Annotated in this window: 29 protein-coding genes and 1 tRNA gene; 18 read left to right on the top strand and 12 right to left on the bottom strand. The window is 66.7% G+C overall.

Annotated elements, in window-relative coordinates; all coding sequences use genetic code 11:
- Nucleotides 1–66: 66 nt before the first annotated feature.
- From selA to QMX96_RS17300, 3 genes are all read left to right on the top strand, one after another.
- Complete coding sequence (gene selA, locus QMX96_RS17310; RefSeq protein ID WP_282362092.1) at nucleotides 67–1,491, top strand: L-seryl-tRNA(Sec) selenium transferase; 1,425 nt, start codon at nucleotides 67–69, stop codon at nucleotides 1,489–1,491.
- Nucleotides 1,488–3,401: a selenocysteine-specific translation elongation factor gene (gene selB, locus QMX96_RS17305; RefSeq protein ID WP_196932675.1), complete on the top strand. Its 1,914-nt coding sequence runs from the start codon at nucleotides 1,488–1,490 to the stop codon at nucleotides 3,399–3,401. Before selA ends, selB begins: the two co-directional genes overlap by 4 nt.
- Before the next feature lie 6 nt (nucleotides 3,402–3,407).
- Nucleotides 3,408–3,503: transfer RNA gene (locus QMX96_RS17300), tRNA-Sec, on the top strand.
- A 14-nt stretch (nucleotides 3,504–3,517) separates the two neighbouring features.
- On the opposite strand, the gene QMX96_RS17295 is transcribed toward QMX96_RS17300, so the two are convergent.
- Nucleotides 3,518–4,510, bottom strand: a complete 993-nt coding sequence (locus tag QMX96_RS17295) for an asparaginase (RefSeq protein WP_282362090.1) — start codon at nucleotides 4,508–4,510, stop codon at nucleotides 3,518–3,520.
- 79 nt (nucleotides 4,511–4,589) lie between these two features.
- Nucleotides 4,590–6,038, bottom strand: a complete 1,449-nt coding sequence (locus QMX96_RS17290) for an alanine/glycine:cation symporter family protein (RefSeq protein ID WP_282362088.1) — start codon at nucleotides 6,036–6,038, stop codon at nucleotides 4,590–4,592.
- 168 nt (nucleotides 6,039–6,206) lie between these two features.
- On the opposite strand from QMX96_RS17290, the gene QMX96_RS17285 reads away from it, so the two are divergent.
- Complete coding sequence (locus QMX96_RS17285; RefSeq protein WP_043861908.1) at nucleotides 6,207–7,025, top strand: helix-turn-helix transcriptional regulator; 819 nt, start codon at nucleotides 6,207–6,209, stop codon at nucleotides 7,023–7,025.
- A 12-nt stretch (nucleotides 7,026–7,037) separates the two neighbouring features.
- Here the strand turns inward: QMX96_RS17285 and QMX96_RS17280 are convergent, their stop codons facing one another.
- Entirely contained in the window at nucleotides 7,038–7,880 is an 843-nt protein-coding gene (locus QMX96_RS17280; protein ID WP_054916428.1) for an alpha/beta hydrolase, read from the bottom strand.
- A 254-nt stretch (nucleotides 7,881–8,134) separates the two neighbouring features.
- On the opposite strand from QMX96_RS17280, the gene QMX96_RS17275 reads away from it, so the two are divergent.
- Nucleotides 8,135–9,019 (top strand): sugar nucleotide-binding protein, encoded by an 885-nt coding sequence (locus QMX96_RS17275; RefSeq protein ID WP_043861906.1) that lies wholly within the window; start codon nucleotides 8,135–8,137, stop codon nucleotides 9,017–9,019.
- Nucleotides 9,012–9,941, top strand: coding sequence for an NAD-dependent epimerase/dehydratase family protein (locus QMX96_RS17270; protein WP_058541922.1), 930 nt, complete (start codon nucleotides 9,012–9,014; stop codon nucleotides 9,939–9,941). The genes QMX96_RS17275 and QMX96_RS17270 overlap by 8 nt, the downstream gene beginning before the upstream one ends.
- Nucleotides 9,942–10,043: 102 nt before the next feature.
- Here the strand turns inward: QMX96_RS17270 and QMX96_RS17265 are convergent, their stop codons facing one another.
- The 5 genes from QMX96_RS17265 to QMX96_RS17245 all read right to left on the bottom strand — a co-directional run bounded on the left by QMX96_RS17265 (nucleotide 10,044) and on the right by QMX96_RS17245 (nucleotide 13,911).
- On the bottom strand, nucleotides 10,044–10,727 hold the full coding sequence (locus QMX96_RS17265) for an OmpW family outer membrane protein (protein WP_043861904.1): 684 nt from the start codon (nucleotides 10,725–10,727) through the stop codon (nucleotides 10,044–10,046).
- Nucleotides 10,728–10,837: 110 nt separating this feature from the next.
- Nucleotides 10,838–11,350: a DUF3299 domain-containing protein gene (locus QMX96_RS17260; protein WP_043861948.1), complete on the bottom strand. Its 513-nt coding sequence runs from the start codon at nucleotides 11,348–11,350 to the stop codon at nucleotides 10,838–10,840.
- An 11-nt stretch (nucleotides 11,351–11,361) separates the two neighbouring features.
- On the bottom strand, nucleotides 11,362–12,627 hold the full coding sequence (locus QMX96_RS17255; RefSeq protein WP_043861903.1) for an ABC transporter permease: 1,266 nt from the start codon (nucleotides 12,625–12,627) through the stop codon (nucleotides 11,362–11,364).
- Nucleotides 12,627–13,346: an ABC transporter ATP-binding protein gene (locus QMX96_RS17250; protein WP_043861902.1), complete on the bottom strand. Its 720-nt coding sequence runs from the start codon at nucleotides 13,344–13,346 to the stop codon at nucleotides 12,627–12,629. Before QMX96_RS17250 ends, QMX96_RS17255 begins: the two co-directional genes overlap by 1 nt.
- A 1-nt stretch (nucleotide 13,347) precedes the next feature.
- Nucleotides 13,348–13,911 (bottom strand): DUF2796 domain-containing protein, encoded by a 564-nt coding sequence (locus QMX96_RS17245; RefSeq protein WP_282362083.1) that lies wholly within the window; start codon nucleotides 13,909–13,911, stop codon nucleotides 13,348–13,350.
- Between the two features lie 125 nt (nucleotides 13,912–14,036).
- Here QMX96_RS17245 and QMX96_RS17240 point away from each other — a divergent pair, with 125 nt between their 5' ends.
- Nucleotides 14,037–14,381 (top strand): hypothetical protein, encoded by a 345-nt coding sequence (locus QMX96_RS17240; protein ID WP_054916440.1) that lies wholly within the window; start codon nucleotides 14,037–14,039, stop codon nucleotides 14,379–14,381.
- A 79-nt stretch (nucleotides 14,382–14,460) separates the two neighbouring features.
- On the opposite strand, the gene trxA is transcribed toward QMX96_RS17240, so the two are convergent.
- From trxA to QMX96_RS17225, 3 genes are read right to left on the bottom strand one after another with little or no spacing between them, the layout of a single operon-like run.
- A complete protein-coding gene (trxA, locus tag QMX96_RS17235) occupies nucleotides 14,461–15,333 on the bottom strand; it encodes a thioredoxin (protein ID WP_282362082.1) in 873 nt (290 codons plus the stop codon).
- Nucleotides 15,334–15,364: 31 nt separating this feature from the next.
- Nucleotides 15,365–16,027 (bottom strand): 50S ribosomal protein L11 methyltransferase, encoded by a 663-nt coding sequence (locus QMX96_RS17230; RefSeq protein WP_054916423.1) that lies wholly within the window; start codon nucleotides 16,025–16,027, stop codon nucleotides 15,365–15,367.
- The gene (locus QMX96_RS17225) at nucleotides 16,024–16,470 is read right to left on the bottom strand and encodes a YbaY family lipoprotein (protein WP_043861898.1); all 447 of its coding nucleotides are present in this window, start codon (nucleotides 16,468–16,470) and stop codon (nucleotides 16,024–16,026) included. Before QMX96_RS17225 ends, QMX96_RS17230 begins: the two co-directional genes overlap by 4 nt.
- A 108-nt stretch (nucleotides 16,471–16,578) precedes the next feature.
- Between QMX96_RS17225 and nrdR the strand changes: the two genes are divergently transcribed.
- From nrdR to QMX96_RS17170, 11 genes are all read left to right on the top strand, one after another.
- The gene (gene nrdR / locus QMX96_RS17220) at nucleotides 16,579–17,043 is read left to right on the top strand and encodes a transcriptional regulator NrdR (protein WP_043861897.1); all 465 of its coding nucleotides are present in this window, start codon (nucleotides 16,579–16,581) and stop codon (nucleotides 17,041–17,043) included.
- Entirely contained in the window at nucleotides 17,040–18,176 is a 1,137-nt protein-coding gene (ribD, locus tag QMX96_RS17215; RefSeq protein WP_282362081.1) for a bifunctional diaminohydroxyphosphoribosylaminopyrimidine deaminase/5-amino-6-(5-phosphoribosylamino)uracil reductase RibD, read from the top strand. The genes nrdR and ribD overlap by 4 nt, the downstream gene beginning before the upstream one ends.
- 43 nt (nucleotides 18,177–18,219) lie before the next feature.
- Nucleotides 18,220–18,882: a riboflavin synthase gene (locus QMX96_RS17210; protein WP_043861895.1), complete on the top strand. Its 663-nt coding sequence runs from the start codon at nucleotides 18,220–18,222 to the stop codon at nucleotides 18,880–18,882.
- 18 nt (nucleotides 18,883–18,900) lie between these two features.
- A complete protein-coding gene (gene ribBA, locus QMX96_RS17205) occupies nucleotides 18,901–19,992 on the top strand; it encodes a bifunctional 3,4-dihydroxy-2-butanone-4-phosphate synthase/GTP cyclohydrolase II (RefSeq protein ID WP_043861894.1) in 1,092 nt (363 codons plus the stop codon).
- A gap of 90 nt (nucleotides 19,993–20,082) precedes the next feature.
- Nucleotides 20,083–20,559, top strand: a complete 477-nt coding sequence (gene ribE / locus QMX96_RS17200) for a 6,7-dimethyl-8-ribityllumazine synthase (protein WP_043861893.1) — start codon at nucleotides 20,083–20,085, stop codon at nucleotides 20,557–20,559.
- Entirely contained in the window at nucleotides 20,556–21,056 is a 501-nt protein-coding gene (nusB, locus tag QMX96_RS17195) for a transcription antitermination factor NusB (RefSeq protein WP_043861892.1), read from the top strand. The genes ribE and nusB overlap by 4 nt, the downstream gene beginning before the upstream one ends.
- An 18-nt stretch (nucleotides 21,057–21,074) precedes the next feature.
- Nucleotides 21,075–22,028, top strand: coding sequence for a thiamine-phosphate kinase (thiL, locus tag QMX96_RS17190; RefSeq protein WP_282362080.1), 954 nt, complete (start codon nucleotides 21,075–21,077; stop codon nucleotides 22,026–22,028).
- A 9-nt stretch (nucleotides 22,029–22,037) separates the two neighbouring features.
- Nucleotides 22,038–22,541 carry a phosphatidylglycerophosphatase A gene (locus QMX96_RS17185; protein WP_043861890.1) on the top strand — a complete coding sequence of 168 codons (504 nt, stop codon included), beginning with the start codon at nucleotides 22,038–22,040 and terminating at the stop codon, nucleotides 22,539–22,541.
- A 13-nt stretch (nucleotides 22,542–22,554) separates the two neighbouring features.
- On the top strand, nucleotides 22,555–23,349 hold the full coding sequence (locus tag QMX96_RS17180; protein WP_282362079.1) for a transporter substrate-binding domain-containing protein: 795 nt from the start codon (nucleotides 22,555–22,557) through the stop codon (nucleotides 23,347–23,349).
- A gap of 68 nt (nucleotides 23,350–23,417) precedes the next feature.
- Entirely contained in the window at nucleotides 23,418–24,035 is a 618-nt protein-coding gene (ribA, locus tag QMX96_RS17175; protein ID WP_043861888.1) for a GTP cyclohydrolase II, read from the top strand.
- The gene (locus QMX96_RS17170) at nucleotides 24,032–24,451 is read left to right on the top strand and encodes a hypothetical protein (protein ID WP_043861887.1); all 420 of its coding nucleotides are present in this window, start codon (nucleotides 24,032–24,034) and stop codon (nucleotides 24,449–24,451) included. Before ribA ends, QMX96_RS17170 begins: the two co-directional genes overlap by 4 nt.
- Nucleotides 24,452–24,513: 62 nt before the next feature.
- Here the strand turns inward: QMX96_RS17170 and dxs are convergent, their stop codons facing one another.
- Nucleotides 24,514–26,412 (bottom strand): 1-deoxy-D-xylulose-5-phosphate synthase, encoded by a 1,899-nt coding sequence (dxs, locus tag QMX96_RS17165; RefSeq protein WP_229590311.1) that lies wholly within the window; start codon nucleotides 26,410–26,412, stop codon nucleotides 24,514–24,516.
- Nucleotides 26,413–26,591: the final 179 nt, after the last annotated feature.

Below are 26,591 nucleotides of genomic sequence, written 5' to 3'. Positions count from 1 at the left end.
TCCGACCCTGCGCGGTGTTCCATTCGCCGGCAAGGCCGGCTCCTACATAGGCCGGAGCGTTTTTGCATGTCCTCCAACGTCACTCAGTGCACCCACCGTCTACCCTCCATCGACACCCTCCTGCGCAGCCCTGCCTGCGTTCCCCTGGTGGACCGCTACGGCCGCGACGCCGTGCTCGCCACCTTGCGCCAACTGCTCGATGACCTGCGCGAGCCCACCCGCCACGGCCAGCTCGGCGCTGCCGAACTGGCCCCCGAGGTGCTCGCCGGCCGCACCAACGAACGCCTCGCCGCCCGGCACCGCAGCCATATCCGCCGGGTGTTCAACCTCACCGGCACCGTGCTGCACACCAACCTGGGCCGCGCGCTGCTGCCCGAAGCCGCCATCGAGGCCGTCCAGCTTGCCGCGCGCCACCCCCTCAACCTCGAGTTCGACCTGGACAGCGGCAAGCGCGGCGACCGTGACGACCTGATCGAAGGCCTGATCCGCGAGCTCACCGGCGCCGAGGCCGTGACCGTGGTCAACAACAATGCCGCCGCCGTGCTGCTGGCGCTCAACAGCCTGGGCGCGCGCAAGGAGGGCATCATTTCACGCGGCGAACTGATCGAGATCGGTGGTGCGTTCCGCATCCCCGACATCATGGCCCGCGCCGGGGTCAGGCTGCACGAGGTGGGCACCACCAATCGCACCCACGCCCGCGACTACGAAGCGGCAATCAACCCGCGCAGCGGCCTGCTGATGCGCGTGCATTGCAGCAACTACAGCATTGAAGGCTTCACCAGCCATGTGCCCACCGCCGAGCTGGCGCAGCTGGCCCACCAGCACGGCCTGCCGCTGCTCGAAGACCTGGGCAGCGGCAGCCTGCTCGACCTGACACGCTGGGGCCTGCCCGCCGAACCCACGGTGCGCCAGGCCCTGGCCGATGGCGCCGATATCGTCACCTTCAGCGGCGACAAGCTGCTCGGCGGTCCGCAGGCCGGGATCATCGTGGGCAGCAAGGCGCTGATCGCGCGCATCAAGAAGAACCCGCTCAAGCGTGCCCTGCGGGTCGACAAGCTGACCCTCGCCGCGCTGGAAGCGGTGCTGGGCCTGTACCGCGACCCCGACCGCCTGGCCGAGCGCCTGCCCAGCCTGCGCCTGCTGACCCGGCCGCAAGCCGAGATCCTGGCCCAGGCCGAACGCCTGGCGCCGCGCATGGCACAGGCGTTGGGCGCGTCGTGGAGCGTTGCCGCTCTGCCTGCACTGGGCATGATCGGCAGCGGCAGCCAGCCGGTGGCACGCCTGCCCAGTGCTGCGCTGTGCATGCGCCCACAGGTGTCCAAGCGCCTGCGCGGGCGCAGCCTGCTGGCGCTGGAAGCGGCCTTGCGCGCGTTGCCCATCCCGGTGCTCGGGCGCCTGGACGACGACGCGCTGTGGCTCGACCTGCGCCAGCTGGATGACGAACCCGCGTGGCTGGCGCAGCTGGCGCAACTGGCGGTACTGCCCACGTGATCGTCGGCACCGCCGGGCACATCGACCATGGCAAGACCGCGCTGCTCGAAGCCCTCACCGGCCAGGCTGGCGATCATCGGCGCGAAGAGCGCGAACGCGGCATCACCATCGACCTTGGCTACCGTTATGCAGCGCTGGCGGCGGATGCGCCGTTGACCGGCTTTGTCGACGTGCCGGGCCACGAGCGGTTTATCCACAACATGCTGGCCGGCGCCCAGGGTATCGACCTGGTGCTGCTGGTGGTGGCGGCCGACGACGGGGTGATGCCCCAGACCCGCGAGCACCTGGCCATCGTCGAACTGCTGGGCATCGCGCAGGCGCTGGTGGCCATCACCAAATGCGACCGGGTCGAGCCGGCGCGGGTGCAGGCGGTGCAGGCCCAGGTGCGCGGGCTGCTTGCGCCGGGACCGTATGCCGGGGCGGCGCAGTTCGCGGTGTCGAGTGTCAGCGGCCAGGGTATCGAGGCACTGCGTCAGGCATTGCTCGCCGCGCAGCACGCCCTGCAGCCGCGTAGCCAGGGTGGCGCTTTTCGCCTGGCCATCGACCGGGCCTTCAGCGTGGCCGGGGCCGGTATCGTGGTCACGGGCACCGCGTTGTCCGGGCAGGTTCAGGTGGGCGACAGCCTGGTGCTGGGCAAGGCGGGCAAACCGGTGCGGGTGCGCGGCCTGCACGCGCAGAACCAGGTCGCGACCCAGGCCTTCGCCGGGCAGCGCGTGGCCCTGAACATCAGTGCCGAGCGGCTGGCGCTGGAGCATATCCACCGCGGCGACTGGCTGCTGGCCGAGTGGCTGCATGCGCCTACTCAGCGGCTGGATATCGAACTGCACCTGCTGGCCGGGGAAGCCCGTGCACTCGAGCATTTCAGCCCGGTGCACCTGCACCTGGGCACCCAGGACGTCACCGCCCGCGTCGCATTGCTGGAAGGCGAGCGGCTGGCGCCCGGGGCGCGCATGTTCGCGCAGCTGCTGGTCAACGCGCCGGTGCAGGCGGTGCATGGCGACTCCGTGGTGCTGCGCGACCAGAGTGCCCAGCGCACCCTTGGCGGCGGGCGCGTACTCGATCCATTCGCCCCGGCCCGCCAGCGCCGCAGCCCGCAGCGGCTGGCGCAGCTGCAGGCACTGGCGGCGGCCGACAGCCTGGAAAAGGCCTTGCCGGCGCTGCTTGCGCAAGGCACGGGCGGGCTCGACCCGCAGCGCCTGGAGCGCCAGTTCAATCGCTTGCGCAACCACTGGCGGCTGGATGCGCAGGTGCAGGTGGTGGCCACGCGGCAGGGGCCGCTGCTGTTCGACACGACGCAATGGCAGGCGCTCAAGGCCCGGGTGCTGGCGCAACTGGCGCGCTTTCACGAGCTCGAACCCGACCAGCTCGGCCCTGACCGCGACCGCCTGCGCCGTTTCGCCAGCCTGGCACTGGAGCGGCCGGCGTTCATCAGCCTGGTGGACGAGTTGCTGGGCGAGCAGGCGATTGCCAGCAGCGGCCCGTGGCTGCACCTGCCCACGCACCAGGCGCGCCTGAACGAGGCCGACACGGCGCTCTGGCAACAGGTGCAACCGTTGCTGCTGGCGGCGCGTTTCGATCCGCCCTGGGTGCGCGACCTGGCCCGCGCCACCGGCAGCGAAGAAGCCGAGGTACGGCTGCTGCTGCGCAAGATGGCGCGTCTGGGCCAGGTGCACCAGGTGGTGCGCGATCTGTTCTATCCCGAGGCCACAGTGCGGCAAATGGCGGCTATGCTGTTGCGCATGGCGGGTGATGAGGTGCAGGTGACGGTTTTTCGTGATGCGCTGGGTATCGGGCGCAAGCGCAGCATCCAGGTGCTGGAATACTTCGATCGCATCGGCCTGACCCGGCGCCTGGGCGACCAGCGCCGCATCCGCCGCGACAATGCCCTGGCTCAACCGGGCGACAACTGAATTCAAGGAAGGCAATCGCGCCCGGTGGCGCGGCCGGGCTTCAAACCCGGTTGGGGACGGCAGCCGTTCCCGGGCAGGTTCGACTCCGGCTGCCTTCCGCCATTTTTCGCGGGGCCTCAGGCCACCCGTTCACCGCACAGGTCCAGGGCGAACCAGTGCTCGGCGGTGTCGATGTCCAGCCCCGCGCCCAGCAGGGCGAACAGCTTGCCCAGCGCCGCCTCGCGGGTCATGCCACCGCCCGATACCAGGCCGGTCTCGCGCAGGCGGCTGCCGGCGGCGTAGGTATCGAACAGCACACTGCCCTCGATGCACTGGCTGATGGCGGCAATCAGCACGCCACCCTGGCGCGCCTTCTGCAACGCCTGCATCAGTGCTGCATCTTCCGATGGGCCGGTGCCGCTGCCATAGCATTCAAGCAGCAGGCCGCGCACGCCGCTCACTACCAGTGCCTGTACCTGCTCGGCCTGCAAGCCGGGGTACACCGGCAGCACCGCCAGTTTCACCGGCACCCGCGGTTGGGCATAGCCGAGTACCGCGGGCAACGCGCTGGCGCGGCTGCCTTCGCGGTGGCGCGCCGGCGCGGCAAACGCATCGAAGGCCTCGCTGCGCAGTTTGCTGGCCCGTGCGCCGTGCAGCAGCTGGCCTGCGAAATACAGCTGCACGCCGCTTTGCAGGCCGCTTTCGAACAGGGCCAGGGCGCCGTGCAGGTTGTCCCAGGCGTCGCTGTGCGGTGCGCCGGCCGGCAGCATCGAGCCGGTGAACACAACCGGCACATCCAGCCCCAGCAGCAGGAACGACAACGCTGCTGCGCTGTAGGCCAGGGTGTCGGTGCCGTGCAGCAGCAGGATGCCGTCGTGGCCATCACGCGTCACCGCTGTGACGATGGCCGCCTGCATGGCCAGCCAGTTGGCCTGCTGCATGTTGGCGCTGTCGAGCAGCGGTGACATCTCCTGCAGGCGCCAGTGCACCCGGGGTGGCGTCGGGTGCGTGTCCAGCCAGGCGCGCATGCGTGCCTCGAAGCCACCGGCCGGCGCCAGGCCATGGGGCGTTTGCAGCATGCCGATGGTGCCGCCGGTGTAGAGGACGAGAAGGTTCTTGACCGCGCGCATGGTGAGCATTCCAGGCAGGTGAGAAAGGGGCATCGCGAATCGGCTGCCGCCCGCGAACGGGGCGGCGGCACAGGGTTGCTCAGCGTTGCGCTTGAGCTTGAACTTCGCCCACGCTGGCAGGGCGTGCGCTTTCAGCGGGCTGGACAGCAGGCCAGGCCTGGGTGTCCAGGTCCAGGTCGGGGAACCTGGCCGAGTCGAATACCGGCTGCTTGATGCCTGCCTTGCGCTGGTCGTCGTAGTCGCGCATCACGCGCAGGCCGATTTTGAACAGCAGCGCCAGGGCGATCAGGTTGACGAAGGCCAGGCACGTCATGGTGATGTCGGCGAAGGCGAACACGGTCGACAGGTTCTGCACCGAGCCCCACACGATCAGCGCCAGCACCAGGGCACGGTAGACCATCAGCACCGCACGGTTGCGGGTCAGAAACTGCAGGCTGTTTTCGCCCAGGTAGTAGTTGTAGAGGATGCAGGTGAACACGAACAGCGACAGCGCCACGCTGACGAACAGGCGACCCCAGTCACCGACCACGGCAGCCAGCGAGTTCTGGGTCAGCACGATGCCGTCACCTTCGAAGCCCGGGGTGTAGAAGCCCGACAGCAGAATCAGCAGCGCGGTGCAGGTGCAGATCACGAAGGTATCGAGGAACACGCTGAATGCCTGCACCACGCCCTGGGCGCCCGGGTGTTTCACTGCCGCCACGGCGGCCACGTTGGGCGCACTGCCAAGGCCCGCTTCGTTGGCGAACACGCCACGCTTGACGCCCATCACGATGGCACTGCCCAGCAGGCCGCCGAAGGCAGGGTCCAGGCCGAAGGCGCTCTTGAAGATGGTTTCGAGCATGGCCGGCACGTGTTCGATCTGGCTGCCGATCACGTACAGGGTAACGCCGATGTAGGCCAGGGTCTTGACCGGCACCAGCAGGTCGGACACCGAGGCGATGCGCTTGATCCCGCCCAGGAACACGATGGCCAGCAGCACGGCCAGGGCAATCCCGGTGTGCTCCGGGGCGAAGCCGAAGGCGTTCTGCAGCGAGTGGGTCACGGTGTACGACTGCAGGCCGTTGAAGGCGAAGCCGTAGGTCACCAGCAGCAACACCGAGAACACCACTGCCATGGTGCGCAGGTTGAGGCCGTGCAGGATGTAGTAGGCCGGGCCGCCGCGGTACAGGCCGTCACCGTCGGCGCGCTTGTAGACCTGCGCCAGGGTGCATTCGAAGAAGCTGCTGGACATGCCCACCAGCGCCGTCACCCACATCCAGAACACCGCGCCCGGGCCACCCAGGGTCACGGCGATACCGACGCCGGCGATGTTGCCGGCACCCACGCGCCCGGCCAGGCTCAGCATCAGTGCCTGGAACGAACTCAACTGGCCCGCCTGGCCGCGCAACGATTCCTTGAATACGCCGAACATGTGGATGAAATGGCGAAACTGCACAAATCGCGAGCGCAGGGTGAAATAGCTTCCCAGTCCGACGATAAGCACGATAAGGAGCTTCCCCGAAAGGAAATCGTTGAGCACTTCGAGCATGGCGTGACCTCGGTTCTTGTTCTGAATGACAGTGGCTGACGGCGTGCGCCGTTTGCCTGGGGGCGCATGGTTGGTCATGACAAACGTCGTTACAATTTCGCGGGTTGCTCTGAGTTGATGCGACCTGATGCTAAACTGGCGCCTATCGCATCAATCGGTACCTGATCAATGAGTCAACACCTGGGCCCCAACCTCAAGCTGGCGTGCAGCCATTACCGCTCTATTTCCGAGGTTTGCCGGCAGCTGTCGATCAACCGGGCGCAGTTCAACAAGTACCTGAGCGGGCAGAGCCAGCCGACGGCGTACAACCTCAAGCGCATCGGCGACTTCTTCGGCGTCGAGGACTACGAACTGGGCCTGCCGCCGGAACAGTTCGCGCGCCTGATCGGTGCGCGCAGCTCGGCGCTTGCCAGCCCGGCCCAGGCCGACCCGTTGCTGGAACTGCTGCGCCCGCTGCGCGAGCACGAGGGCAATCTGTCGCGTTACTGCGGCTACTACTTCGAATATTCCAACTGCATGTCGGTGCCGGGCAGCATCCTGCTGTCGCTGGTGCACCTGCGCGAAGAACGCGGCACGTTCCTGTTCGAGCGCCAGGAACGCCAGGAGCGCTCCAGCAGCACCGACGTGCAGGCCGAAGACTGGGTGCGCTGCCGTTACCTGGGCGCGGCCTTTCAGTTGCAGGACCGGGTGTTTCTGATCGACTACGAATCGCTGACGGTCAACGAGATGAGCCAGACCATCCTGATTCCCAGCTTCAAGAGCCGCATCACCCGGCTCAACGGCCTCAAGACCGGCGTCTCCAGCGGTGACCGGCGCACTCCGGCGTGTACCCGCGTGGTGTGGGAATACCTGGGCCCGGAAATCAACCGCATCAATGCCTACCGCCAGGTCCGGCTGTACCGCCCGGATGACCCGCGCATCGATGACGATGTGCGCGCACGGCTCAACGTCGGGCCGATTCGCAACGGCCTGTTCGAGATCGAGTGAAGGGCGCCGTGCTCAGCGGCGAATGAATGCCGCCACCTGCTGCGCCAGGGCCCCGGCCTGTGGCGGATGGGCGCGCAGGTGTGCGGCGATGCCGTGGTCGCAGTCGGGCAGGGTCAGCTGTTCGAAATGCCCGGGGGGTAGGGTGTCGCTCAGCGCCTGGATGACTTCGGCCGGGATCGGGCTGTAGCGCAGCATGCCGTCGATTTCCACATGGCCTGCCGACGTGCCCGGGGTTCGCCCATGGTGGGCGGCCAGCAGGCCATCGTATTGTCCCAGCACCAGCAGCACCTGGCCGCGATAGCTGCGCAGGAACTTGTAGCTGTCGCTGTCGAGAAACCCGTGCGGGGTGCTGATGGCGCGGGTGAAGGCCGGGCCGAAGGGTGCATCGTAGGCGCTGTCGGCATAGACCGCCGGGCACAGCAGCACCAGCTTGTTCACCTGGCGTGCATGGTGCGCTGCCACTTTCAGCGCCAGCGCTGCGCCCAGGCTGTGGCCTATCACGGTGTTGCAGCGATGCTCGACGTGGCGAAAGAAGCGCAGCGCCTCGGCCAGGTTGGTGTGCAGCGAGGGCGCCCGGGCCCCCGGCAGGCTGGCCAGGCTGTGCCCCGACAGGTTGCCGGTCAGCGAGCCGATGCCCAGGGCCTGCAGGCGGTACAGCAGCGGGTTGAGGTGGGTGAAGTCGCTGCGTGCGCCGCCGAGCATGAACAGCGGCGGCGCGTGCTCGATATCGGGGATCAGAAGGCGACCTTCCTGGCTGTAGCCGTCGAACGTTTCGACCACCAGGCACTCGCGGCCCGGGCTGGGTTCGTCGAATTGCCAACGCTCACGTCCGTGTGCGGCCGTCTTGATCGGCATGAAGCGGTCCTCTTGCCCGGGGTGAAGGGTCGACAAGTCGACATGAACCAGCGAGGCTGACGCTTTTACAGTAGATGCAGTCGGGCATTTCTGGTGGGCGCGCAGGTTATTTCTTGAACTACGTTGAACCCGTCACACTTTGCGCTGACACACTCTAGACTTTGGCGTCAGTCGGCCCCGCGTTGGACTTCGCTTGCTGGAAGCCGCAAAATATCCGCTTTCCCTCAATTTATCTGACCGGACCTGCTGACTCTATGCGAATGCGCCTGATGCTGTTGGGTGGTGGAAATGCCCTTGGGCAAGCGCTGATTCGCCTCGGGGCCGAGGAAGATATCGGCTTTCTGGCGCCGCGCCCACCTGACCAGGGCTGGGATGCCGCGAGCCTGACCCAGCTGCTCGATGACACCCGCCCCGATGCGCTGATCAATCTGGCCTACTACTTCGACTGGTTCCAGGCCGAATCGGTGAGCGAGCAGCGCCTGGCTTCGCAGGAGCGTGCGGTCGAGCGCCTGGCCGAACTGTGCCAGCACCACAACATCATCTTGCTGCAACCCTCCAGCTACCGGGTATTCGACGGTTCGCGGGCCACGGCCTACAGCGAAAAGGACGAGCCGGTACCGCTCGGCCAACGTGGCCAGGCGTTGTGGCGCATCGAACAGAGCGTGCGCGCGACCTGCCCGCAGCACGTGCTGCTGCGCTTTGGCTGGGTGCTCGACGACAGCGTCGACGGCGTGCTGGGGCGTTTTCTGACCCGCGCCGAGCACTCGCAGGAACTGCTGCTGGCCGACGACCGGCGTGGCAACCCGACCCCGGTCGACGATGCAGCGCGGGTGATCCTGGCGGTGCTCAAGCAACTGGACTGTGGCGCGCCACTGTGGGGCACCTACCATTACGCCGGCAACGAGGCGACCACGCCGCTGGCGCTGGGTCAGGCGATCCTCAGCGAAGCCGGGCAACTGCGTCAGCTGGCCGTCGAAGCGCCCACTGCGCAGGCCCACGCCGCCCGCCCGGATGCTGCCGAAGAACCCCAGCACGCAGTGCTGGCCTGCAAGAAAATCCTCCACACCTTCGGCATCAAGCCGCGTGCCTGGCGCGCCGGCCTGCCGACCCTACTGGACCGGTTCTATCGTCATGGCTGATGCTCCTATCCTGATTACCGGGGGGGCCGGCTTCATCGGCTCCCACCTGAGCGACGCGCTGCTGGCCAAGGGGTACGCAGTGCGCGTGCTCGACGACCTGTCTACCGGCCGGCGCCTGAACCTGCAGCTGGACAACCCGCGCCTGCAACTGATCGAGGGCGACGTGGCCGATGCCGCCCTGGTGGCCCGGGCCGCCGAGGGCTGCCAGGCCGTGGTGCACCTGGCGGCGGTGGCCTCGGTGCAGGCCTCTGTGGAAGACCCGGTCAGGACCCACCAGAGCAACTTCATCGGCACGCTGAACGTGTGCGAAGCGATGCGTGTGGCCGGCATCAAGCGCGTGCTGTTTGCCTCCAGCGCCGCGGTGTACGGCAACAACGGTGAAGGCCAGGCCATCGACGAGGACACGCCCAAGGCGCCGCTGACCCCCTATGCGGTGGACAAGCTGGCCAGCGAGCAGTATCTGGACTTCTATCGTCGCCAGCATGGGCTGGAGCCGGTGGTGTTCCGCTTCTTCAATATCTTCGGGCCACGCCAGGACCCGTCGTCGCCGTATTCGGGAGTGATCAGCATCTTCTGCGAGCGCGCCCTCAACGGCACGCCGATCAACCTGTTTGGCGATGGCGAGCAGACCCGTGACTTCCTGTATGTGGCCGACCTGGTGGCGGTGCTGGTGCAGGCGCTGGAACAGGCGCAGGTGCAGGAGGGCGCGGTGAACGTGGGGCTGAACCGCGCCACCACGCTGAACCAGTTGCTCGAGGCACTGCGCAAGGTGGTAGGGCCGTTGCCCGAGGTCAATCACGGGCCGGCGCGCGCGGGTGATATCCGTCATTCGCGGGCCGACAATGCGCGGCTGCTGGCGCGCTTCGACCTGCCCGAGCCGACGCCACTGGCCGATGGGTTGGCGCACCTGCTGGGGCGCTGAACGTAAAAAGCTTCGCCGGCAACGCCGGCTCCTGCAGGCGGTATTTTCCTGGCGGGAATCGCAGCCAAAAAAAAGCCCCGAATGATCGGGGCTTTTTCATGGTCAGAACTTGTAACCCACACCCACCATGTAGACCCATGGGTCCACATCCACGCTCACCTTGGTCTTGCCCACGCCCAGCGCGCTTGGGCCGTCGATGGTGGCCTTGGTGTCGATGTCCACGTACCAGACCGCGGCGTTGACCAGCAGGTTGTCGGTCAGCATGTAGTCCATGCCCAGTTGGCCGGCCAGGCCGACCGAGTCCTTGAGCTTCATGTTGCTGAAGCCCTGGGCCTTGCGGCTGCTGCTCAGGTCTTCATCGAAGAACAGGGTGTAGTTCAGACCGATACCGGCGTAAGGCTGGAACTTGGAGGTCGGCTCCATCGGGTAGTACTGCAGCGACAGGGTCGGTGGCAGTTGCTTGATGTTCGCCAGCTTGCCGTCCAGGCCCGCGCCCAGGCCCTTGACGCCCACTTCGTGCTGGAACGGGGTGGCTGCCAGCAGTTCCAGGCCGATGTGGTCGGTCAGCATGTAGGCAAAGGCCAGGCCCAGCTGGGTGTCGCTGTCCAGGGTGGCCTTGGTGCCGCCAACCTTGGTGCCGTCGAGCTTGATATCGCCGCTGTCTTCGTTCGGTGCGGTGGTGATCGCACCGGCACGCAGAATGAAATCGCCCGCCTGGTGGGCGTGAGCAACAGGGGCTGCAAGCGCGAGGGCAATGAGCGAGGCGCTGAGCAAGGACTTGTTCATGGAAGCTCCCAAAGGACGTTTAGAATTTAATGTGTCCAATGGTAAGGAGCTGACAGGCGGTGATTCTTGACGCAGCTCAATGAAACCGCAAACGCCCTGGCGCGGGGCTTCTATTGTAGTTCATAGGCGTAGATCTTCTCGGCTTCCATCTGGTAGCCGGCCTCGGCCAGCTCGCTGCTGGAAGCCTTGACCTGCATCGGCCCCTCGATCCAGTAGGGCTGGTACAGCTCCTCGACCTTGATGCCGATTTCGCTGAACACGTGCACGATCTGGTTCGACGGTGGGGGCGGCACGTGAATGCACGCGCCGTAGTACGGCACCAGCAGGAACTCGGTAGTACGGCCTTCCTCGCTGACTTCCAGTGGCACGATGTAGCCCGGCAGCTTCACCTGCTGGCCATCCAGTGCCTTCACCACCGGCGCGTCGGGCGCCTGCTGCTGCGCCGCCGGGCCGCTTTCGCCGGCCAGCGCGTTGCTCAACTGCGAAAGGTCGTGCAGTGGGGTCATCTGCGGCACGATCACCGGTGCGCCCTCGGGGATCAATTGCGGCCATTCCAGCGTGCGCGGCTCACCCGCCCACAGGGGCGGGGCAATCAACAGCAACAACAGCAGGGCACGACGTATCACGGGCGTTCTCACAGGTGAATGGACAAACCGTCGGCCAGCGACTGGCGGTAGGCCCGCCAGGCCGGAATGCTGCCCATCAGCACGGCGGCGCCGAGGATGATCCCCAGCAGGCTCCACTCGTGGGCGCTGGGCAGCGCCAGCGGCAGGTACAGGCCGTAGTTGGCCTGCACCGTGCCCTGGGCCAGGGCGATGCCAAGGTAGAGCAGGCCAAGCCCGGCGGCAATCCCCGCCAGCGCCAGGGTGAACGCCTCCATCACCAGCAGCCCTGCAATATGCCAGGGGCGTGCACCCACCGAGCGCAGGATGGCCATTTCGCGGCGGCGCTCGTTGAGGCTGGTGAGGATCGCCGTGAGCATGCCGATCAGGCCGGTCAGCACCACGAACAGCGACACCACGAACAGCGCCTGTTCGGCGGTGCCCATCAGGCTCCACAGCTCCTGCAGGGCCACGCCGGGCAGAATCGCCAACAGCGGCTCGCCGCGAAACTCGTTGATCTCGCGTTGCAGGGTGAAGGTGCTGATCTTGTTGTTCAGGCCCAGCATGAACGCGGTGATGGCCTTGGGTGTGAGGTCCATGCCACGGGCCTGTTCGGCGCTGACGCGGCCGGCGCCGCGGGCGGGCACGCCGTTGTGCCAGTCGACGTGGATCGCCTCCATGCCGCCAAGGCTGATGTGCAGGGTGCGGTCCACCGGGGTGCCGGTGCGTTGCAGCACGCCCACCACGGTGAACGGCTTGTCGTCATGCTTGACCAGGCTGATGGCGGCCACGCCATGGGCCAGCACCAGCTTGTCGCCGAGTTTGTAATGCAGCGCGTCGGCCACCTCGGCGCCCAGCACCACCTCGAACGGGTCGCTGGCGAAGGCACGCCCGCTGGCCAGCTGCAGGTGCTGCTTGCGCCCGTACTGGTAATGCTCGAAGTAGGCTTCGGTGGTGCCCATCACCCGGTAACCGCGGTGCGAGTCGCCCAGCGAGATCGGGATGGCCCACTTCACCCGCGGGTTGCTGGCGTAGTGCTCGAAGCTGTCCCAGCGGATGTTGTTGGTGGCATTGCCGATGCGAAACACCGAGTACAGCAGCAGGTTCACCGAGCCCGAGCGCGCACCGACAATCAGGTCGGTGCCACTGATGGTGCTGGCAAAACTGGCGCGGGCCTCGGTGCGTACCCGCTCCACCGCCAGCAGCAGGCACACCGACAGGGCGATGGCGAAGGCGGTGAGCAGGGCAGTGAAGCGGCGGTTGGCGAGACTCGCCAGGGCAAGGCGGAGCAGGTACATCAGGCCTCCAGGTCGCTGGCAGGGCGCGCGGCGCGGTTGAGTTCGGCAAGCGACAGCTGGCGATCGAACAGCGGTGCCAGGCTCTGGTCGTGGCTGACGAACAACAGGCTGGAGCCGGCTGCGCGGCATTCGGCGAACAGCAGGCGGATGAAGGCTTCACGGGTGTCGGCATCGAGCGCCGAAGTCGGCTCGTCGGCAATCACCAGCTCGGGTTGGCCGATCAGCGCGCGGGCGGCGGCCACCCGTTGCTGCTGACCGATCGACAGGCTGTCGGCGCGCCGTGCCAGCAGTGCCGGGTCCTTCAGGCCCAGATGGGCGAGCAGGCTGGCGGCGGCCTTGTCCACACTGCCGTAGCGCTGGCCGGCGCGTTGCGCCCGGCTGCGCGAGAAACGGCACGGCAGCTCGACGTTTTCGCGCACCGACAGAAACGGCAGCAGGTTGAACTGCTGGAAGATGTAGCCGGTATGATCGACGCGAAAACGGTCGCGCTGGCCCTGGCTGAGCGCGCCCAGCTCCTGGCCGAGCAGGCGGATGCTGCCGCGGTCGGCCTTCTGCACCCCGCCCAGCAGGCCCAGCAGGGTGGTCTTGCCACTGCCGCTGGGGCCCTTGAGGAACAGCGACTCGCCGGCCTGCAGGCGCAACGCCGGGATGTCCAGCAGCTCAGGCTGGCCGGGCCAGGCGAAACCCAGCCGGGACAGTTCGATCAGTGCCTGGCCCATGTCAGAAGTCGATCGCGCTGCGGGTCGGGGTCAGGTCCACGCCCTTCTGGCCATTGGGGCCCACCAGCTGCAGCTGGATCTTCTGGGTGGCGGGGAAGGCCTTGAACAGTGGCGCCAGGTCCAGTCGGGTGAGCTGGGCCGGGGTGGTGCATTCGAGTTTGTAATGGGCGTTGATGTCGCTGTGTTCGTGATCGTGGGCGTCGCCATCCTCGTCATGCACCGGCTTGTCGCCGAACAGCGGGCTTTGCAGGTCCTGGTCGGTTTCGCTGCAACCGGCTGCCTTGTTCAGGCCGAACAGCGCCAGGGGTGTTTCGAGCTGGGCGCGCACGGCCGCGACCTTGGCCTTGTCGGTGGCAGAAGTGGCGGCATGTTCGAAGCCCACCAGGTTCATCGCCGGGCTGTCGAGTTCCAGCTCCAGGGCATTGCCGTCGAGTGCGACGTTCAGGTGCGCCACGCCATGTTCATGGGCGCCCAGGCTGCCATGCTCATGGTCATGGTCGTCATGGGCGTAAACCAGACTCAGGGGCAGCAGGGCGAACGGCAAGGCAAGCAGCAGACGACGCATGGGTGGAACTCCGGAAGGCGCTGAAAGAGTTTCGAAATGTTATAACAACTTGTCGGCTGCGTACCAGTGTCGCTGGATGAAACTTCGTGGGAGCATGGGCGCCTGATCGAGTGGAGGGTGCGAACGTGCGTATTCGTGGACACATCGGCGAATGGCCGGTGGATTTGAGCGTGGAGCTGGAGCCCCATGAGTGGGCGCAGTTGGGCGGGCAGTTGCAGGCGGCCGGGGTGCCGGCGGTTGCCGCTGCTGTACCGACGGCGCCGGTTCGCCCGGACGATGCAGTGTGGCAGGCGGCGCGCGAGGTGTTGCGCAAGGCCGGTCAGTTGAACGGGCCCCAGTTGCTGGAGGCGCTGGAGGGGTTGGCGGGCAATACGGCGGCCGGCAAGCGCCTGCTGGTGCGTTTGCGCCATAGCAGCGAGGTGAGGGTGGAAAGCGGGGCGGATGCGCCGGTCTATCACTGGGTCGGCTGAACACCGCGTTGATCCCATCGCGGGTCAAGCCCGCTCCCACAGCGCGGGTAGGTAACCTTGTGGGAGCGGGCGGTTGACCTCAGTACAACGCAGCAAACAGCTTGCGGCGGTAATCCAGCACCAGCGGGTGCTCGTTGCCCAGCAGGTCGAACACCTGCAGCAGGGTCTTGTGCGGCAGGCCGCCTTCATACCCGCGGTTGCGCTTGAACAGTTTCAGCAGCCCGTCCAGCGCCGCCTCGTACTGCAGGCGCGACAGCTGCTGCACTGCCAGCTGATACGCCGCCTCGTCATCCTCGGCGTTCTGTGCCAGGCGTGACTTCAGGTCGGCCACGTCCGGCAGGCTGGCGGCCTGCTTGAGGAACGTCAGCTGCGCCTTGGCACCGGCCAGTGCAGCCTTGTGCTCATCGCTCTTGACCGCATCGAGCACGGTCTGCGCTTCGCCCAGCTCGCCACGCTCGGCCAGGCAACGGGCATACAGGATCAGTGCCGCGGCATTGCTGTTGTCTTCGGTCAGCAGGGCCTGGAGCAGCGCCTCGGCCTCGCTGAAGCGTCCCTCGGCAAACAGCCCCTGGGCCACTACCAGCGGGTCGGCCGCCGCCGGTGGCGGCAGTTGCACATGCGGTTCGAGCATTGCGCGGATTTCCGACTCCGGGCGTGCCTCGGCAAAGCCGTCGACCGGCTGGCCATCCTTGAACAGCACCACCGTCGGCAGGCTGCGGATACCGAAGCGCGCGACAATGTCCTGTTCCACATCGCAGTTGACCTTGGCCAGCAGCAGCTCACCCCGGTATTCGGCGGTGATTTTCTCCAGCAGCGGCATCAGCACCTTGCACGGCGCGCACCAGTCGGCCCAGAAGTCGACGAGCACGGGTTTGACGTGGGAGTTCTGGATCACCGACTGGTCGAAGTCGGCGCTGGTGGCATTGAAGATGTACGGGGTTTCCTGGCTCATCGCGACTCTCGCAAATCCTTGAATGGCAACACTATAAAGCGCTGCGGCTGGCGTGGTACAGGCTCACCTGGCGGAATTCGTGGGGTTCGGCCAGGTCTGGCAGGGTCAGGGCGTGCAGGGTGTCGAGCTGGCGGTACAGGGGGTGACGGAAGTCGCGCACCCGCGAGTCGGCCACCAGCGCCTGGTGCCCGCGGCTGAGAAACGCATCGAGCAGCGGCAGGTTGGCGCGGTCGTAGAGCACATCGGCCACCAGCACCAGGTCGAAGCGGTCGGCTTCGGCGAAGAAATCGCTGGAGTAGCCCAACTGCACCTGGTTGAGCGCGGCATTCGCGCGGCTTGCCTGCAGCGCCAGCGGGTCGAGGTCGCAGGCCACCACTTCAAGCGCCCCGGCGCGGGCGGCGGCGATGCCGGCAATGCCCGAGCCTGCGCCGAAGTCCAGCACGCGTTTGCCGGCCACCCACTCGGGGCGGGCGGCCAGGTAGCGCGCCATGGCCAGACCGCTGGCCCAGCAGAAGGCCCAGTAGGGCGGCTCGTGCAGGATGCGCCGGGTTTCTTCGGGGCTGAACGCGCGGTCCATGTTGTGCGCATCGATCAGCCACAGCTTGAGGTCGCAGGCCGGCAGCTCGCTGACCACCAGCCGTGCGTCCCCCAGCAGCCCGCTCAACGCCTGTTGCAGGTGGATCGGCGCGGTCACGGCGCTTTTTCGAGGCGCAGCGGGCCGGTGGCCTGGGTTTGCGGGCTGCTGACCGCCACAGGTTGCAGGTGCAGGATCAACTGCCCGGACTGGCTGGCACGCCCGCGCAGCTCCACCCGCGCACCGGCAGGGAACGCCTCGGGGTTGAAACGCAGCTGGAACGGCAGGTCCTGGCCGTTGGCGTCCAGGTTGCTGCTGGCCAGCAGGCGTTGCGGGCGGCCGCGCGGGTCGACCACCAGCAGCGCCAGCTCGACCTCGGCGCCCGACGGGATGCCGAGCAGGGTGCCGCTGATTTCACGCTGGTAGGCCGGCAGCGGGCCCAGGGCCACAGGTTGCTTGGCCGCTACCGGGGCCTTGGGGGCCAGCACCGGCTTGGGTTCATCGCTGCTGCAGGCGGCCAGCAGGGCGGCAAAACTGAGCACAACGAGCGCTCTAAAGGGCATGATCAATTCCTTCGGGGGGATATTTCCTCACTGGATGGTAACTGCTTTGGCTTGTCTTGCCAGTGGGATGCGCTACCATGACCCTCCCTTTTTTTGTTGCCTGCCACCATGCACTGTCCCTTCTGCGGTGCCAACGACACCAAGGTCATCGACTCGCGACTGGTTGCCGAGGGCGAACAAGTGCGCCGTCGCCGCGAATGCGTGGCCTGCGGTGAGCGCTTCACCACCTTCGAAACCGCCGAACTGGTGCTGCCGCGCCTGATCAAGACCGACGGCAGCCGCCAGCCCTTCGACGAAGAAAAACTGCGCGCCGGCATGCAGCGGGCGCTGGAAAAGCGCCCGGTGAGCGTCGAGCGCCTCGAAGCGGCGCTGGCCCACATCAAGCACAAGCTGCGCGCCACCGGCGAGCGCGAGGTCAAGTCGCTGGTCGTCGGCGAACTGGTGATGGCCGAGCTGCAAAAGCTCGACGAAGTGGCCTACATCCGCTTCGCCTCGGTGTACCGCCGCTTCCAGGACCTGGACGAATTTCGTGAAGAAATCGACCGCCTGGCGCGCGAGCCTTCCAAGCAATGAGCCTGCCCAGCGAACGCGACGTGCTCGACGCCCACTACATGGCCCGTGCGCTGGAACTGGCGCGCAAGGGTCTCTATTCCACCCACCCCAACCCGCGGGTCGGTTGCGTGATCGTGCGTGACGGTCAGGTGGTCGGCGAAGGCTGGCACGTACGCGCCGGCGAACCGCATGCCGAGGTGCACGCGCTGCGGCAGGCCGGCGAGCTGGCCCGTGGCGCCTGTGCCTATGTGACCCTGGAGCCGTGCAGCCACCACGGGCGCACGCCGCCATGTGCCGAGGCGCTGGTCAAGGCCGGTGTGGCGCGGGTGGTGGCGGCCATGCAGGACCCCAACCCGCAAGTGGCGGGGCAGGGGCTCAAGCGCCTGGCCGACGTCGGTGTCGAGGTTGCCAGCGGTGTGCTGGAGGCCGAGGCCCGCGCACTCAACCCGGGCTTTCTGAAACGCATGGAACACGGCCTGCCCTTTGTGCGGGTCAAGCTGGCGATGAGCCTGGACGGGCGCACCGCCATGGCCAGTGGCGAGAGCCAGTGGATCACCGGCCCGGCCGCACGCTCGGCGGTGCAGCGTCTGCGCGCGCGCTCCAGCGTGGTGCTGACCAGCGCCCAGAGCGTGCTGGCCGACAACGCGCGCATGACCGTGCGCGCCGACGAGCTTGGGCTGGACGCCGGCAGCACCGCCCTGGCGATGGCCCGCCCACCGTTGCGCGTGCTCATCGACGGGCGCCTGCGCCTGCCGCTGACGGCGCCGTTCTTCCAGGCCGGCCCGGTGCTGGTGGTGACGGCCGCCGCGCCAGTTGCGCAGTACGCCGAGGCCGGCCATGACCTGCTGAGCCTGCCCGGCACCGACGGGCACGTCGATCTGCCCGCGCTGCTGCGCGAACTGGCCCGGCGTGGTGCCAGCGAGGTGCTGGTGGAGGCCGGCCCGGGCCTGGCCGGTGCCTTCGCGCAACAGGGCCTGGTGGACGAATACCAGCTCTTCATCGCTGCCAAGTTTCTCGGCTCCAGTGCCCGCCCATTGCTCGATTGGCCCCTGGCCAGAATGAGCGAAGCGCAGGCCCTCAACATCACCGACATGCGCGCCGTAGGCGATGACTGGCGAGTCACTGCCATTCCTGTGCCTGCGCCCGGCGTATAATTCGCGGCCTGCGCCTTGCGCGACCCGTTCTGAAGGAGGACTCATGTTCACCGGCATCATCGAATCCATCGGCAGCATCCGTTCACTCACCCCCAAAGGCGGCGACGTGCGCGTGTATGTCGAAACCGGCAAGCTCGACCTGGGCGACGTGAAACTGGGCGACAGCATCGCCGTCAACGGCGTGTGCCTGACCGCCGTCGAACTGCCTGGCGACGGTTTCTGGGCTGACGTCAGCCGCGAAACCCTCGACTGCACCGCCTTTGCCGACTTCAAGGTAGGCAGCCGGGTCAACCTGGAAAAGGCCCTGACCCCCAGCAGCCGCCTGGGCGGCCACCTGGTCAGCGGCCACGTCGACGGTGTCGGCGAGGTCATCTCGCGCAGCGATAACGCCCGCGCCATCCAGTTCCGCCTGCGCGCGCCGGCCGAGCTGGCCAAGTACATCGCCCACAAGGGCTCGATCACCGTCGATGGCACCAGCCTCACGGTCAACCAGGTCGATGGCGCCGAGTTCGAGCTGACCATCGTGCCGCACACCCTCGCTGAAACCATCATGGCCGACTACCGCACCGGGCGTCGGGTTAACCTTGAGGTCGACCTGCTGGCCCGTTACCTGGAGCGTCTGCTGCTGGGCGACAAGGCCGCCGAGCCGGGCAAGGGTGGCATCACCGAAAGTTTCCTGGCCGCCAACGGCTACCTGAAATCCTGATTTAGAAGGGGGTGCCGCGTGGCGCTCAACAGCATCGAAGAACTGGTCGAAGACATTCGCCAGGGCAAAATGGTCATCCTGATGGATGACGAAGACCGCGAGAACGAAGGCGACCTGATCATGGCCGCCGAGTGCTGCAAGGCCGAACACATCAACTTCATGGCCAAGCACGCCCGTGGCCTGATCTGCATGCCGATGTCGCGCGAGCGCTGCGAGCTGCTCAAGCTGCCGCTGATGGCCCCGCGCAACGGCTCGGGCTTCGGCACCAAGTTCACCGTTTCGATCGAAGCTGCCGAAGGCGTCACCACCGGCATCTCCGCCGCCGACCGCGCGCGCACCGTGCAGGCCGCCGCCGCCCGGGACGCCAAGGCCGAAGACATCGTCAGCCCGGGCCACATCTTCCCGCTGATGGCCCAGCCCGGCGGTACCCTGGCCCGTGCCGGCCACACCGAGGCGGCCTGCGACCTGGCGCGCATGGCCGGTTTCGAGCCGAGCGGGGTGATCTGCGAGGTGATGAACGACGACGGCACCATGTCGCGTCGCGCCGAGCTGGAAGTGTTCGCCGCCGAGCACAACATCAAGATCGGCACCATCGCCGACCTGATCCACTACCGCATGATCCACGAACGTACCATTCAGCGGATTTCCGAGCAGCCGCTGGACAGCGAACTGGGTCAGTTCAACCTGGTGACCTACCGCGATTCGGTCGAAGGCGACGTGCACATGGCCCTGACCCTGGGCAAGATCTGCGCCGAGGAACCGACCCTGGTGCGGGTGCACAACATGGACCCGCTGCGCGACCTGCTGCTGGTCAAGCAGCCCGGCCGCTGGAGCCTGCGCGCCGCCATGAGCGCCGTGGCAGAGGCCGGCAGCGGCGTGGTGCTGCTGCTCGGACACCCGCTGGACGGCGACGTGCTGCTGGCGCATATCCGCGAAAGTGCCGACAGCAGCCAGGTCAAGACACCCACCACCTACAGCACCGTGGGTGCCGGTTCGCAGATTCTGCGCGACCTGGGCGTACGCAAGATGCGCCTGATGAGTTCGCCAATGAAGTTCAATGCGATATCCGGATTCGATCTGGAAGTTGTAGAATACGTGCCCTCCGAATAAAGCAGGGGCTGGTTTCCCGCTGTTGATCCGGAACAAAACTCCCACAGGCCGCACCGTTGCGGCCTGGCTCTTTAAGATGAGAACCCCGCAATGTCCCTGAAGACCATCGAAGGTACCTTCATTGCCCCCAAAGGTCGCTATGCTTTGGTGGTTGGCCGCTTCAACAGCTTCGTCGTCGAAAGCCTGGTAAGCGGTGCCGTTGATGCACTGGTTCGCCACGGCGTGAGCGAAAGCGACATCACCATCATCCGTGCACCGGGTGCGTTCGAGATTCCGCTGGTGGCACAGAAGGTCGCCCAGCAGAGCGAATACGCCGCGATCATCGCCCTGGGCGCCGTGATCCGTGGTGGCACCCCGCACTTCGAATACGTGGCGGGCGAATGCACCAAGGGCCTGGCCCAGGTGTCCATGGAGTTCGGCGTGCCGGTTGCCTTCGGTGTCCTGACCGTCGATTCGATCGAACAGGCCATCGAGCGTTCCGGCACCAAGGCCGGCAACAAGGGCGCCGAAGCGGCCCTGTCCGCCCTGGAAATGGTCAGCCTGCTGGCGCAGTTGGAGGCCAAGTGATTAGCGACGAAAGCGATCGTTTCAACCCGCGCGATCCAAAACCTGCGGATGCTGGCAAGCCCTCCAAGAGCGCCAAGCGTCGCGAAGCCCGCAAGCTCGCGACCCAGGCGCTGTACCAGTGGCACATGGCCAAGCACTCGCTGAACGAGATCGAAGCGCAGTTCCGGGTCGATAACGATTTCACCGATGTCGACGGTGCCTACTTCCGCGAGATCCTGCACGGCGTGCCGGCGATCAAGGAAGAAATCGACAAGGCCCTCGCGCCTTGCCTGGACACCGTGCTCGAAGAGCTCGATCCGGTCGAGCTGTCGGTGCTGCGCCTGTCCACCTGGGAGCTGATCAAGCGGGTCGACGTGCCTTATCGCGTGGTCATCAACGAAGGTATCGAGCTGGCCAAGGTGTACGGCGCCACTGACGGGCACAAGTTCGTCAACGGTGTGCTCGACAAGCTCGCACCGCGGCTGCGCGAAGCCGAAGTGAAGGCGTTCAAGCGCTGATTGCGGCGCTGCCTGCCCATGGGTGAATTCGAGCTGATCCGCCACTACTTCGCCGCCGCGCCCTGTGCGCAGGCCGGCGACGGGGTCGCCCTGGGGATCGGCGACGATTGCGCCCTGCTGGCGCTGCCGGCCGGCGAGCAACTGGCCGTGTCCACCGACACGCTGGTGGCCGGGGTGCATTTCCCGGCTGTGTGCGAACCGTTCCTGCTCGGCCAGCGCTCGCTGGCGGTGGCTGCCAGTGACCTGGCAGCCATGGGCGCCACCCCCGTGGCCTTTACCCTTGCCCTGACCCTGCCGACGGTTCACGCCGATTGGTTGAAGGCCTATTCCCAGGGTCTGAACCTGATGGCCCGACAATGCGGCCTGAGCCTGGTAGGCGGGGACACCACCCATGGGCCGCTGAGCCTGACCATGACCGTGTTCGGCCGCGTGCCTGCCGGCCAGGCCCTGACGCGCAGCGGTGCGCAGCCTGGTGACCTGGTGTGTGTCGGCGGTGAGCTGGGCAACGCTGCCGGGGCCTTGCCGCTGGTGCTTGGCGAACGCGAGGCGGCGGTGGCGCTGGCCGAGCCGCTGCTGGCGCACTACTGGTCGCCGCCACCGCAACTGGCGCTGGGTCAGGCGCTGCGAGGCAAGGCCAGCGCGGCGCTGGATATCTCCGATGGCCTGCTGGCCGATTGCGGACACATTGCCACGGCCTCGGGCGTGTCGATTGTGCTGTCGCTCGAACAGCTGCCGCTGGGTGCGGCGCTGCAGGGCCTGCTGGGCCTGGAAGGTGCGCGACAGGCCGCGCTCACCGGTGGCGACGACTACGTGATTGCCTTCACCTTGCCCCCCGCGCACCTGGCCGGCCTGCAGGCTGCCGGCTGGCCGGTGCACGTGGTCGGTCGGGTGGAGGCGGGCAGCGGCGTCAGCCTGCGTGACCACGCCGGGGCGGACATCACCCCGCGCACGCGGGGTTATCAACATTTTTAGGGAGACACCGTGACCGATCACCCCAATCAGGTGCCGGCAGAAAACGTGCCGCCTTCAGTCTGGCGCAACCCCTGGCATTTTCTGGCCTTCGGCTTCGGCTCCGGCACCCTGCCCAAGGCGCCGGGCACCTGGGGTTCGCTGGTGGCCGTGCCGTTCATCCCGCTGTGGCAGATGCTGCCCGACTGGGGCTACTGGCTGATGCTGGGGCTGACCATGCTGTTCGGCGTATGGTTGTGCGGCAAGGTCGCCGACGACCTGGGCGTGCATGACCACGAGGGCATCGTGTGGGACGAGATGGTCGGCATGTGGATAACCCTCTGGCTGGTACCGGAAGGTTGGCTATGGTTGTTGGCAGGCTTTCTGATGTTCCGCTTCTTCGACATACTCAAGCCGTGGCCGATCCGCTGGATCGACCGGCATGTGCATGGCGGTTTCGGCATCATGTTCGATGACGTGCTGGCCGGCGTGTTCGCCTGGTTGGGCATGCAGGCGCTGGTGTGGAGTTTCACCTGAAGGGAGTGGCCTGATGCGCGCATGGCGAGTGTTGCTGCTGGTGTTGGCGCTGGGTGGCGGCATCGCCTGGGCTGGCGAGCCGACCGCGTTGCCGCAGGAGGTGCGCCTGGCCAGCGAGATCTGGCCGGACTACACCGACGTCGAAGGGCGCGGCATGGCCTGGGACGTGCTGCGCAAGGTGTTCGAGCCGGCGGGGGTCAAGGTGCTCGCCATCAGCGTGCCCTACAGCCGCGCAGTGGGCCTGGTCAAACGCGCCGAGGCCGATGCCTGGGTCGGCTCCTACGAGCAGGAAAGCAACGACTACCTTTGCCCGCGCAACGCCTTCGACCAGGACCATATCTACGCCCTGGGGCTGGCCAGCCTGCCGGTGCCGAGCGCCGCCACCATCGGCCGCTACAAGCTCTCCTGGGTGCGTGGCTACGAGTACCAGCGCTACCTGCCCGATGTGAAGGAGTTTCGCGAGGTGCAGCGGCGCGACGGCATCCTGCCGATGCTCGAACTCAAGCGCGTGGACTTCTACATCGATGCCCAGACCGAGGTGGACTACGTGTACAACCAGGCCCGTGACAAGGCCCGGTTCCGCCGCACCCACATCGCCGAGTTGCCGTTGTACCTGGCCTTTGCCAGGACCGAGCAGGCCTGTGCGCTCCGGGCGCTGTTCGATCGGCGCATGGACGAATTGATCGCCAGCGGCGAATTGCGCGAGATCTTCGAGCGCTGGCAGCAGCCGTATCCGTTCCCGATTCCGGGCAGGGCGCACGTGCCAGCATCTAACTTCTCGATCTGTTTGCCCAAGAATTCAGCCTAAGCACCTGCCTTACGCTGCTGTTACAATCGGCGCACATCAAATTTCACGTTATTGATCAGGAGCACAAGGTGCCCGTCGTCTTTGTTGCCGCTTCCAAGCTGCCCACCCCCTTTGCCACGTTCACCATGCATGGTTTTCTCGACGAAGCCACCGGCCGCGAGCACGTTGTGCTCAGCCTGGGTGATGTAGCCGATGGCGAGCCGGTACTGGGGCGCCTGCATTCCGAATGCCTGACCGGCGATGCGCTGTTCAGCCAGCGCTGCGACTGTGGTTCGCAGCTGGAGGCCGCTCTGCAGGCCATCGCCCGCGAAGGCCGTGGCGTGCTGCTGTATCTGCGTCAGGAGGGCCGTGGCATCGGCCTGCTTAACAAGATTCGCGCCTACGAACTGCAGGACGGCGGCGCCGACACCGTCGAGGCCAACGAGCGCCTGGGCTTTGCCGCCGACCAGCGTGACTACGCCATGTGCCAGCCGATGCTCGAGCACCTGGGCGTCACGTCATTGCGCCTGATGACCAACAACCCGCGCAAGGTAAAAGCCCTCACCGCCATGGGCATTGCGGTAGCCGAGCGCGTGCCGCTGCACACCGGGCACAATCCGCATAACAAGCACTACCTGGCCACCAAGGCCGGCAAGCTCGGCCACATGATGGGCAACGAGCACCAGGGCGAGGCCGGTCGGGCGTGACCCGCGGCCAGGTCAAGCGGCGGCTGGCGTTCGCCTGGTGGCAGTTCTTCGCGATTGCCCTGGCGCCGCTGCTGGTGTTCGGCTGGGCATTCGGGGGCAGCGTGGCGCGTGTCCCGCTGCTGGTGATGCCGGTGTTTCTGGCCGGGCTGGCCTCGATGTTCTTCAGCCTGCCGCGTTTCAGCGCCTACAAGCGTGCATTGATTGCCACTGAAAAGGCGCTGAACAGCGCTGAAGAGCCGGCGGCCTGGATAGAGCTGGCGCGGGTTCGCCGTGTGTCGATGCTGTTTGCCTGCCTGCCGGCGTGGGTGGCCGCACTGTCGGTGTTCGTGGGCCTGGAGGGAGTGCCGCAGATTCTGCTGGCCATCGCCAGCGTGGTGATCCTTTACCTGTACCGGGTACCGCGTCAGCTGGGCTGATGCGCCCTTCGCCAGCCAGGCTGGCTCCTGCAGGCAGGAGCCAGCCTGGCTGGCGAAAGGGGCTAAAGGCCCAGCAGTTGCATCCGCTGCCGCACCGAAGTCTCGATCCCGGCAGCATCCAGCCCGCATTCGGCCAGCATCTGCGCCGGCTTGGCATGCTCGACGTACACATCCGGCAAGCCCAGGTGCAGCATCGGCTTGAGCACGCCTTCAGCGCTCAGGAACTCGCTGACCGCAGAGCCGGCGCCGCCCATGATGGCGTTCTCTTCGATGGTCACCAGCAGTTCATGGCTGCCGGCCAGCTCGCGCACCAGCGCTTCATCCAGCGGCTTGACGAAACGCATGTCGACCACGGTGGCATCCAGGTTTTCGGCCACCTTCAGCGCTTCGGCCAGTTGCACACCGAACACCAGCAGGGCGACCTTGCTGCCCTGGCGGCGAATCACGCCCTTGCCGATCTCCAGCGGCTCAAGGTCGCCGTCGATCGTCGCGTTCGGCCCGCTGCCACGCGGGTAGCGCACGGCGGCAGGGCCGTTGTACAGGTGCCCGGTGCTGAGCATCTTGCGCAGTTCGTTCTCGTCGCTGGGGGTCATCACCAGCATGCCGGGGATGCAGCGCAGGAACGACAGGTCGAAGCTGCCGGCGTGGGTCGGGCCGTCTTCGCCCACCAGGCCGGCGCGGTCGATGGCGAACAGCACGTCGAGGTTCTGCACCGCCACGTCATGGATCAACTGGTCGTAGGCGCGCTGCAGGAAGGTCGAATAGATCGCCACCACCGGCTTGGCGCCCTCGCAGGCCATGCCCGCCGCCAGCGTCACCGCGTGCTGCTCGGCAATCGCCACGTCGAAGTAGCGCTCGGGGTAGCGTTCGCTGAACGCCACCAGGTCCGAGCCTTCCTTCATGGCGGGGGTGATGCCCACCAGGCGCTGGTCGGCAGCGGCCATGTCGCACAGCCACTGGCCGAACACCGCCGAGTACTTCGGCCCGGCGGCCTTTTTCGGCGCGGTGGCCGGGGCGTCCAGCGGTTCGAGCTTGGTGATCGCGTGGTAGCCGATCGGGTCGACCTCGGCCGGGGCGAAACCCTTGCCCTTCTTGGTCACCACGTGCAGGAACTGCGGCCCCTTGAGGTCGCGCATGTTGCGCAGGGTGGCGATCAGGGTAGGCAGGTCGTGGCCGTCGATGGGGCCGATGTAGTTCCAGCCCAGCTCTTCGAACAGGGTGCCGGGCACCAGCATGCCCTTGGCATACTCCTCGGTGCGGCGGGCGATCTCCCAGGCGCCGGGCAGGCGCGACAGCACCTTCTTGCTGCCCTCGCGCATGCTTGCATAGGTGCGGCTGGAGAGGATCTTGGCCAGGTAGTTGGACAGGCCGCCGACATTGCGCGAAATCGACATGTCGTTGTCGTTGAGGATCACCAGCATGTCGGCGTTGACTTCCTGGGCGTGATTCAACGCCTCGAAGGCCATGCCGGCGGTGAGCGCGCCGTCACCGATCACTGCAATCGACTTGCGTGCCTGGTTCTGCAGGCGGGCGGCGATGGCCATGCCCAGCGCGGCGCTGATCGAGGTGCTGGAGTGCCCGACGCCAAAGGTGTCGTACTCGCTCTCGACGCGGCGCGGGAAGGCGGCCAGGCCGTCCTTCTGACGCAGGCTGTGCATGCGTTCGCGCCGACCCGTGAGGATCTTGTGCGGATACGCCTGGTGGCCCACGTCCCACACCAGCCGGTCGTCCGGGGTGTCGAAGACGTAGTGCAGGGCGATCGTCAGTTCGATGACGCCCAGGCCGGCACCGAAGTGCCCGCCGGTCTGGCCGACGCTATAGAGCAGCTCCTGGCGCAGTTCGTCGGCCAGTTTCTCCAGGTCGGCTTCGGCCAGACGACGCAGGCCGGCTGGCGTATCGGCACGGTCAAGCAGCGGCGTGACCGGGCGTTCGCGGGGGATCTCTTGAAACGTCGTGGGCATCAGGCGAATCGTTATAGGTGTGATGAGGCGGCAGTTTACCTTATTGCGGTGAAGGCTGCCCATTGAGGTATGTGGTGCGCGTTTCGCCGGCAATGCCGGCTCCTACAGGGTTCGATGCAGGAGCCGGCATTGCCGGCGAAGGGCCGCTGCGGTCAACTGCGGCGGTCGACGATGTACCG

It is taken from the genome of Pseudomonas sp. PS01300, assembly GCF_029960155.1.
GTDB lineage: Bacteria > Pseudomonadota > Gammaproteobacteria > Pseudomonadales > Pseudomonadaceae > Aquipseudomonas > Aquipseudomonas palmensis.
The sequence above is the reverse complement of the archived record's forward strand: the minus strand, read 5'-3'. Positions and strand labels throughout refer to the sequence as shown.

Bases quoted from the DNA above. Each gene is read 5' to 3' on its own strand.
- QMX96_RS17225 (WP_043861898.1), bottom strand. From the start codon at position 16,470: ATGCCCTTTAGAGCGCTCGTTGTGCTCAGTTTTGCCGCCCTGCTGGCC.
- QMX96_RS17255 (WP_043861903.1), bottom strand. From the start codon at position 12,627: ATGTACCTGCTCCGCCTTGCCCTGGCGAGTCTCGCCAACCGCCGCTTC.
- QMX96_RS17285 (WP_043861908.1), top strand. From the start codon at position 6,207: ATGAGTCAACACCTGGGCCCCAACCTCAAGCTGGCGTGCAGCCATTAC.
- ribE (WP_043861893.1), top strand. From the start codon at position 20,083: ATGTCCCTGAAGACCATCGAAGGTACCTTCATTGCCCCCAAAGGTCGC.
- nrdR (WP_043861897.1), top strand. From the start codon at position 16,579: ATGCACTGTCCCTTCTGCGGTGCCAACGACACCAAGGTCATCGACTCG.
- thiL (WP_282362080.1), top strand. From the start codon at position 21,075: ATGGGTGAATTCGAGCTGATCCGCCACTACTTCGCCGCCGCGCCCTGT.
- selA (WP_282362092.1), top strand. From the start codon at position 67: ATGTCCTCCAACGTCACTCAGTGCACCCACCGTCTACCCTCCATCGAC.
- QMX96_RS17275 (WP_043861906.1), top strand. From the start codon at position 8,135: ATGCGAATGCGCCTGATGCTGTTGGGTGGTGGAAATGCCCTTGGGCAA.
- dxs (WP_229590311.1), bottom strand. From the start codon at position 26,412: ATGCCCACGACGTTTCAAGAGATCCCCCGCGAACGCCCGGTCACGCCG.
- QMX96_RS17290 (WP_282362088.1), bottom strand. From the start codon at position 6,038: ATGCTCGAAGTGCTCAACGATTTCCTTTCGGGGAAGCTCCTTATCGTG.
- QMX96_RS17295 (WP_282362090.1), bottom strand. From the start codon at position 4,510: ATGCGCGCGGTCAAGAACCTTCTCGTCCTCTACACCGGCGGCACCATC.
- QMX96_RS17280 (WP_054916428.1), bottom strand. From the start codon at position 7,880: ATGCCGATCAAGACGGCCGCACACGGACGTGAGCGTTGGCAATTCGAC.
- ribD (WP_282362081.1), top strand. From the start codon at position 17,040: ATGAGCCTGCCCAGCGAACGCGACGTGCTCGACGCCCACTACATGGCC.
- QMX96_RS17265 (WP_043861904.1), bottom strand. From the start codon at position 10,727: ATGAACAAGTCCTTGCTCAGCGCCTCGCTCATTGCCCTCGCGCTTGCA.
- QMX96_RS17270 (WP_058541922.1), top strand. From the start codon at position 9,012: ATGGCTGATGCTCCTATCCTGATTACCGGGGGGGCCGGCTTCATCGGC.
- QMX96_RS17250 (WP_043861902.1), bottom strand. From the start codon at position 13,346: ATGGGCCAGGCACTGATCGAACTGTCCCGGCTGGGTTTCGCCTGGCCC.
- QMX96_RS17180 (WP_282362079.1), top strand. From the start codon at position 22,555: ATGCGCGCATGGCGAGTGTTGCTGCTGGTGTTGGCGCTGGGTGGCGGC.
- QMX96_RS17245 (WP_282362083.1), bottom strand. From the start codon at position 13,911: ATGCGTCGTCTGCTGCTTGCCTTGCCGTTCGCCCTGCTGCCCCTGAGT.
- trxA (WP_282362082.1), bottom strand. From the start codon at position 15,333: ATGAGCCAGGAAACCCCGTACATCTTCAATGCCACCAGCGCCGACTTC.
- QMX96_RS17210 (WP_043861895.1), top strand. From the start codon at position 18,220: ATGTTCACCGGCATCATCGAATCCATCGGCAGCATCCGTTCACTCACC.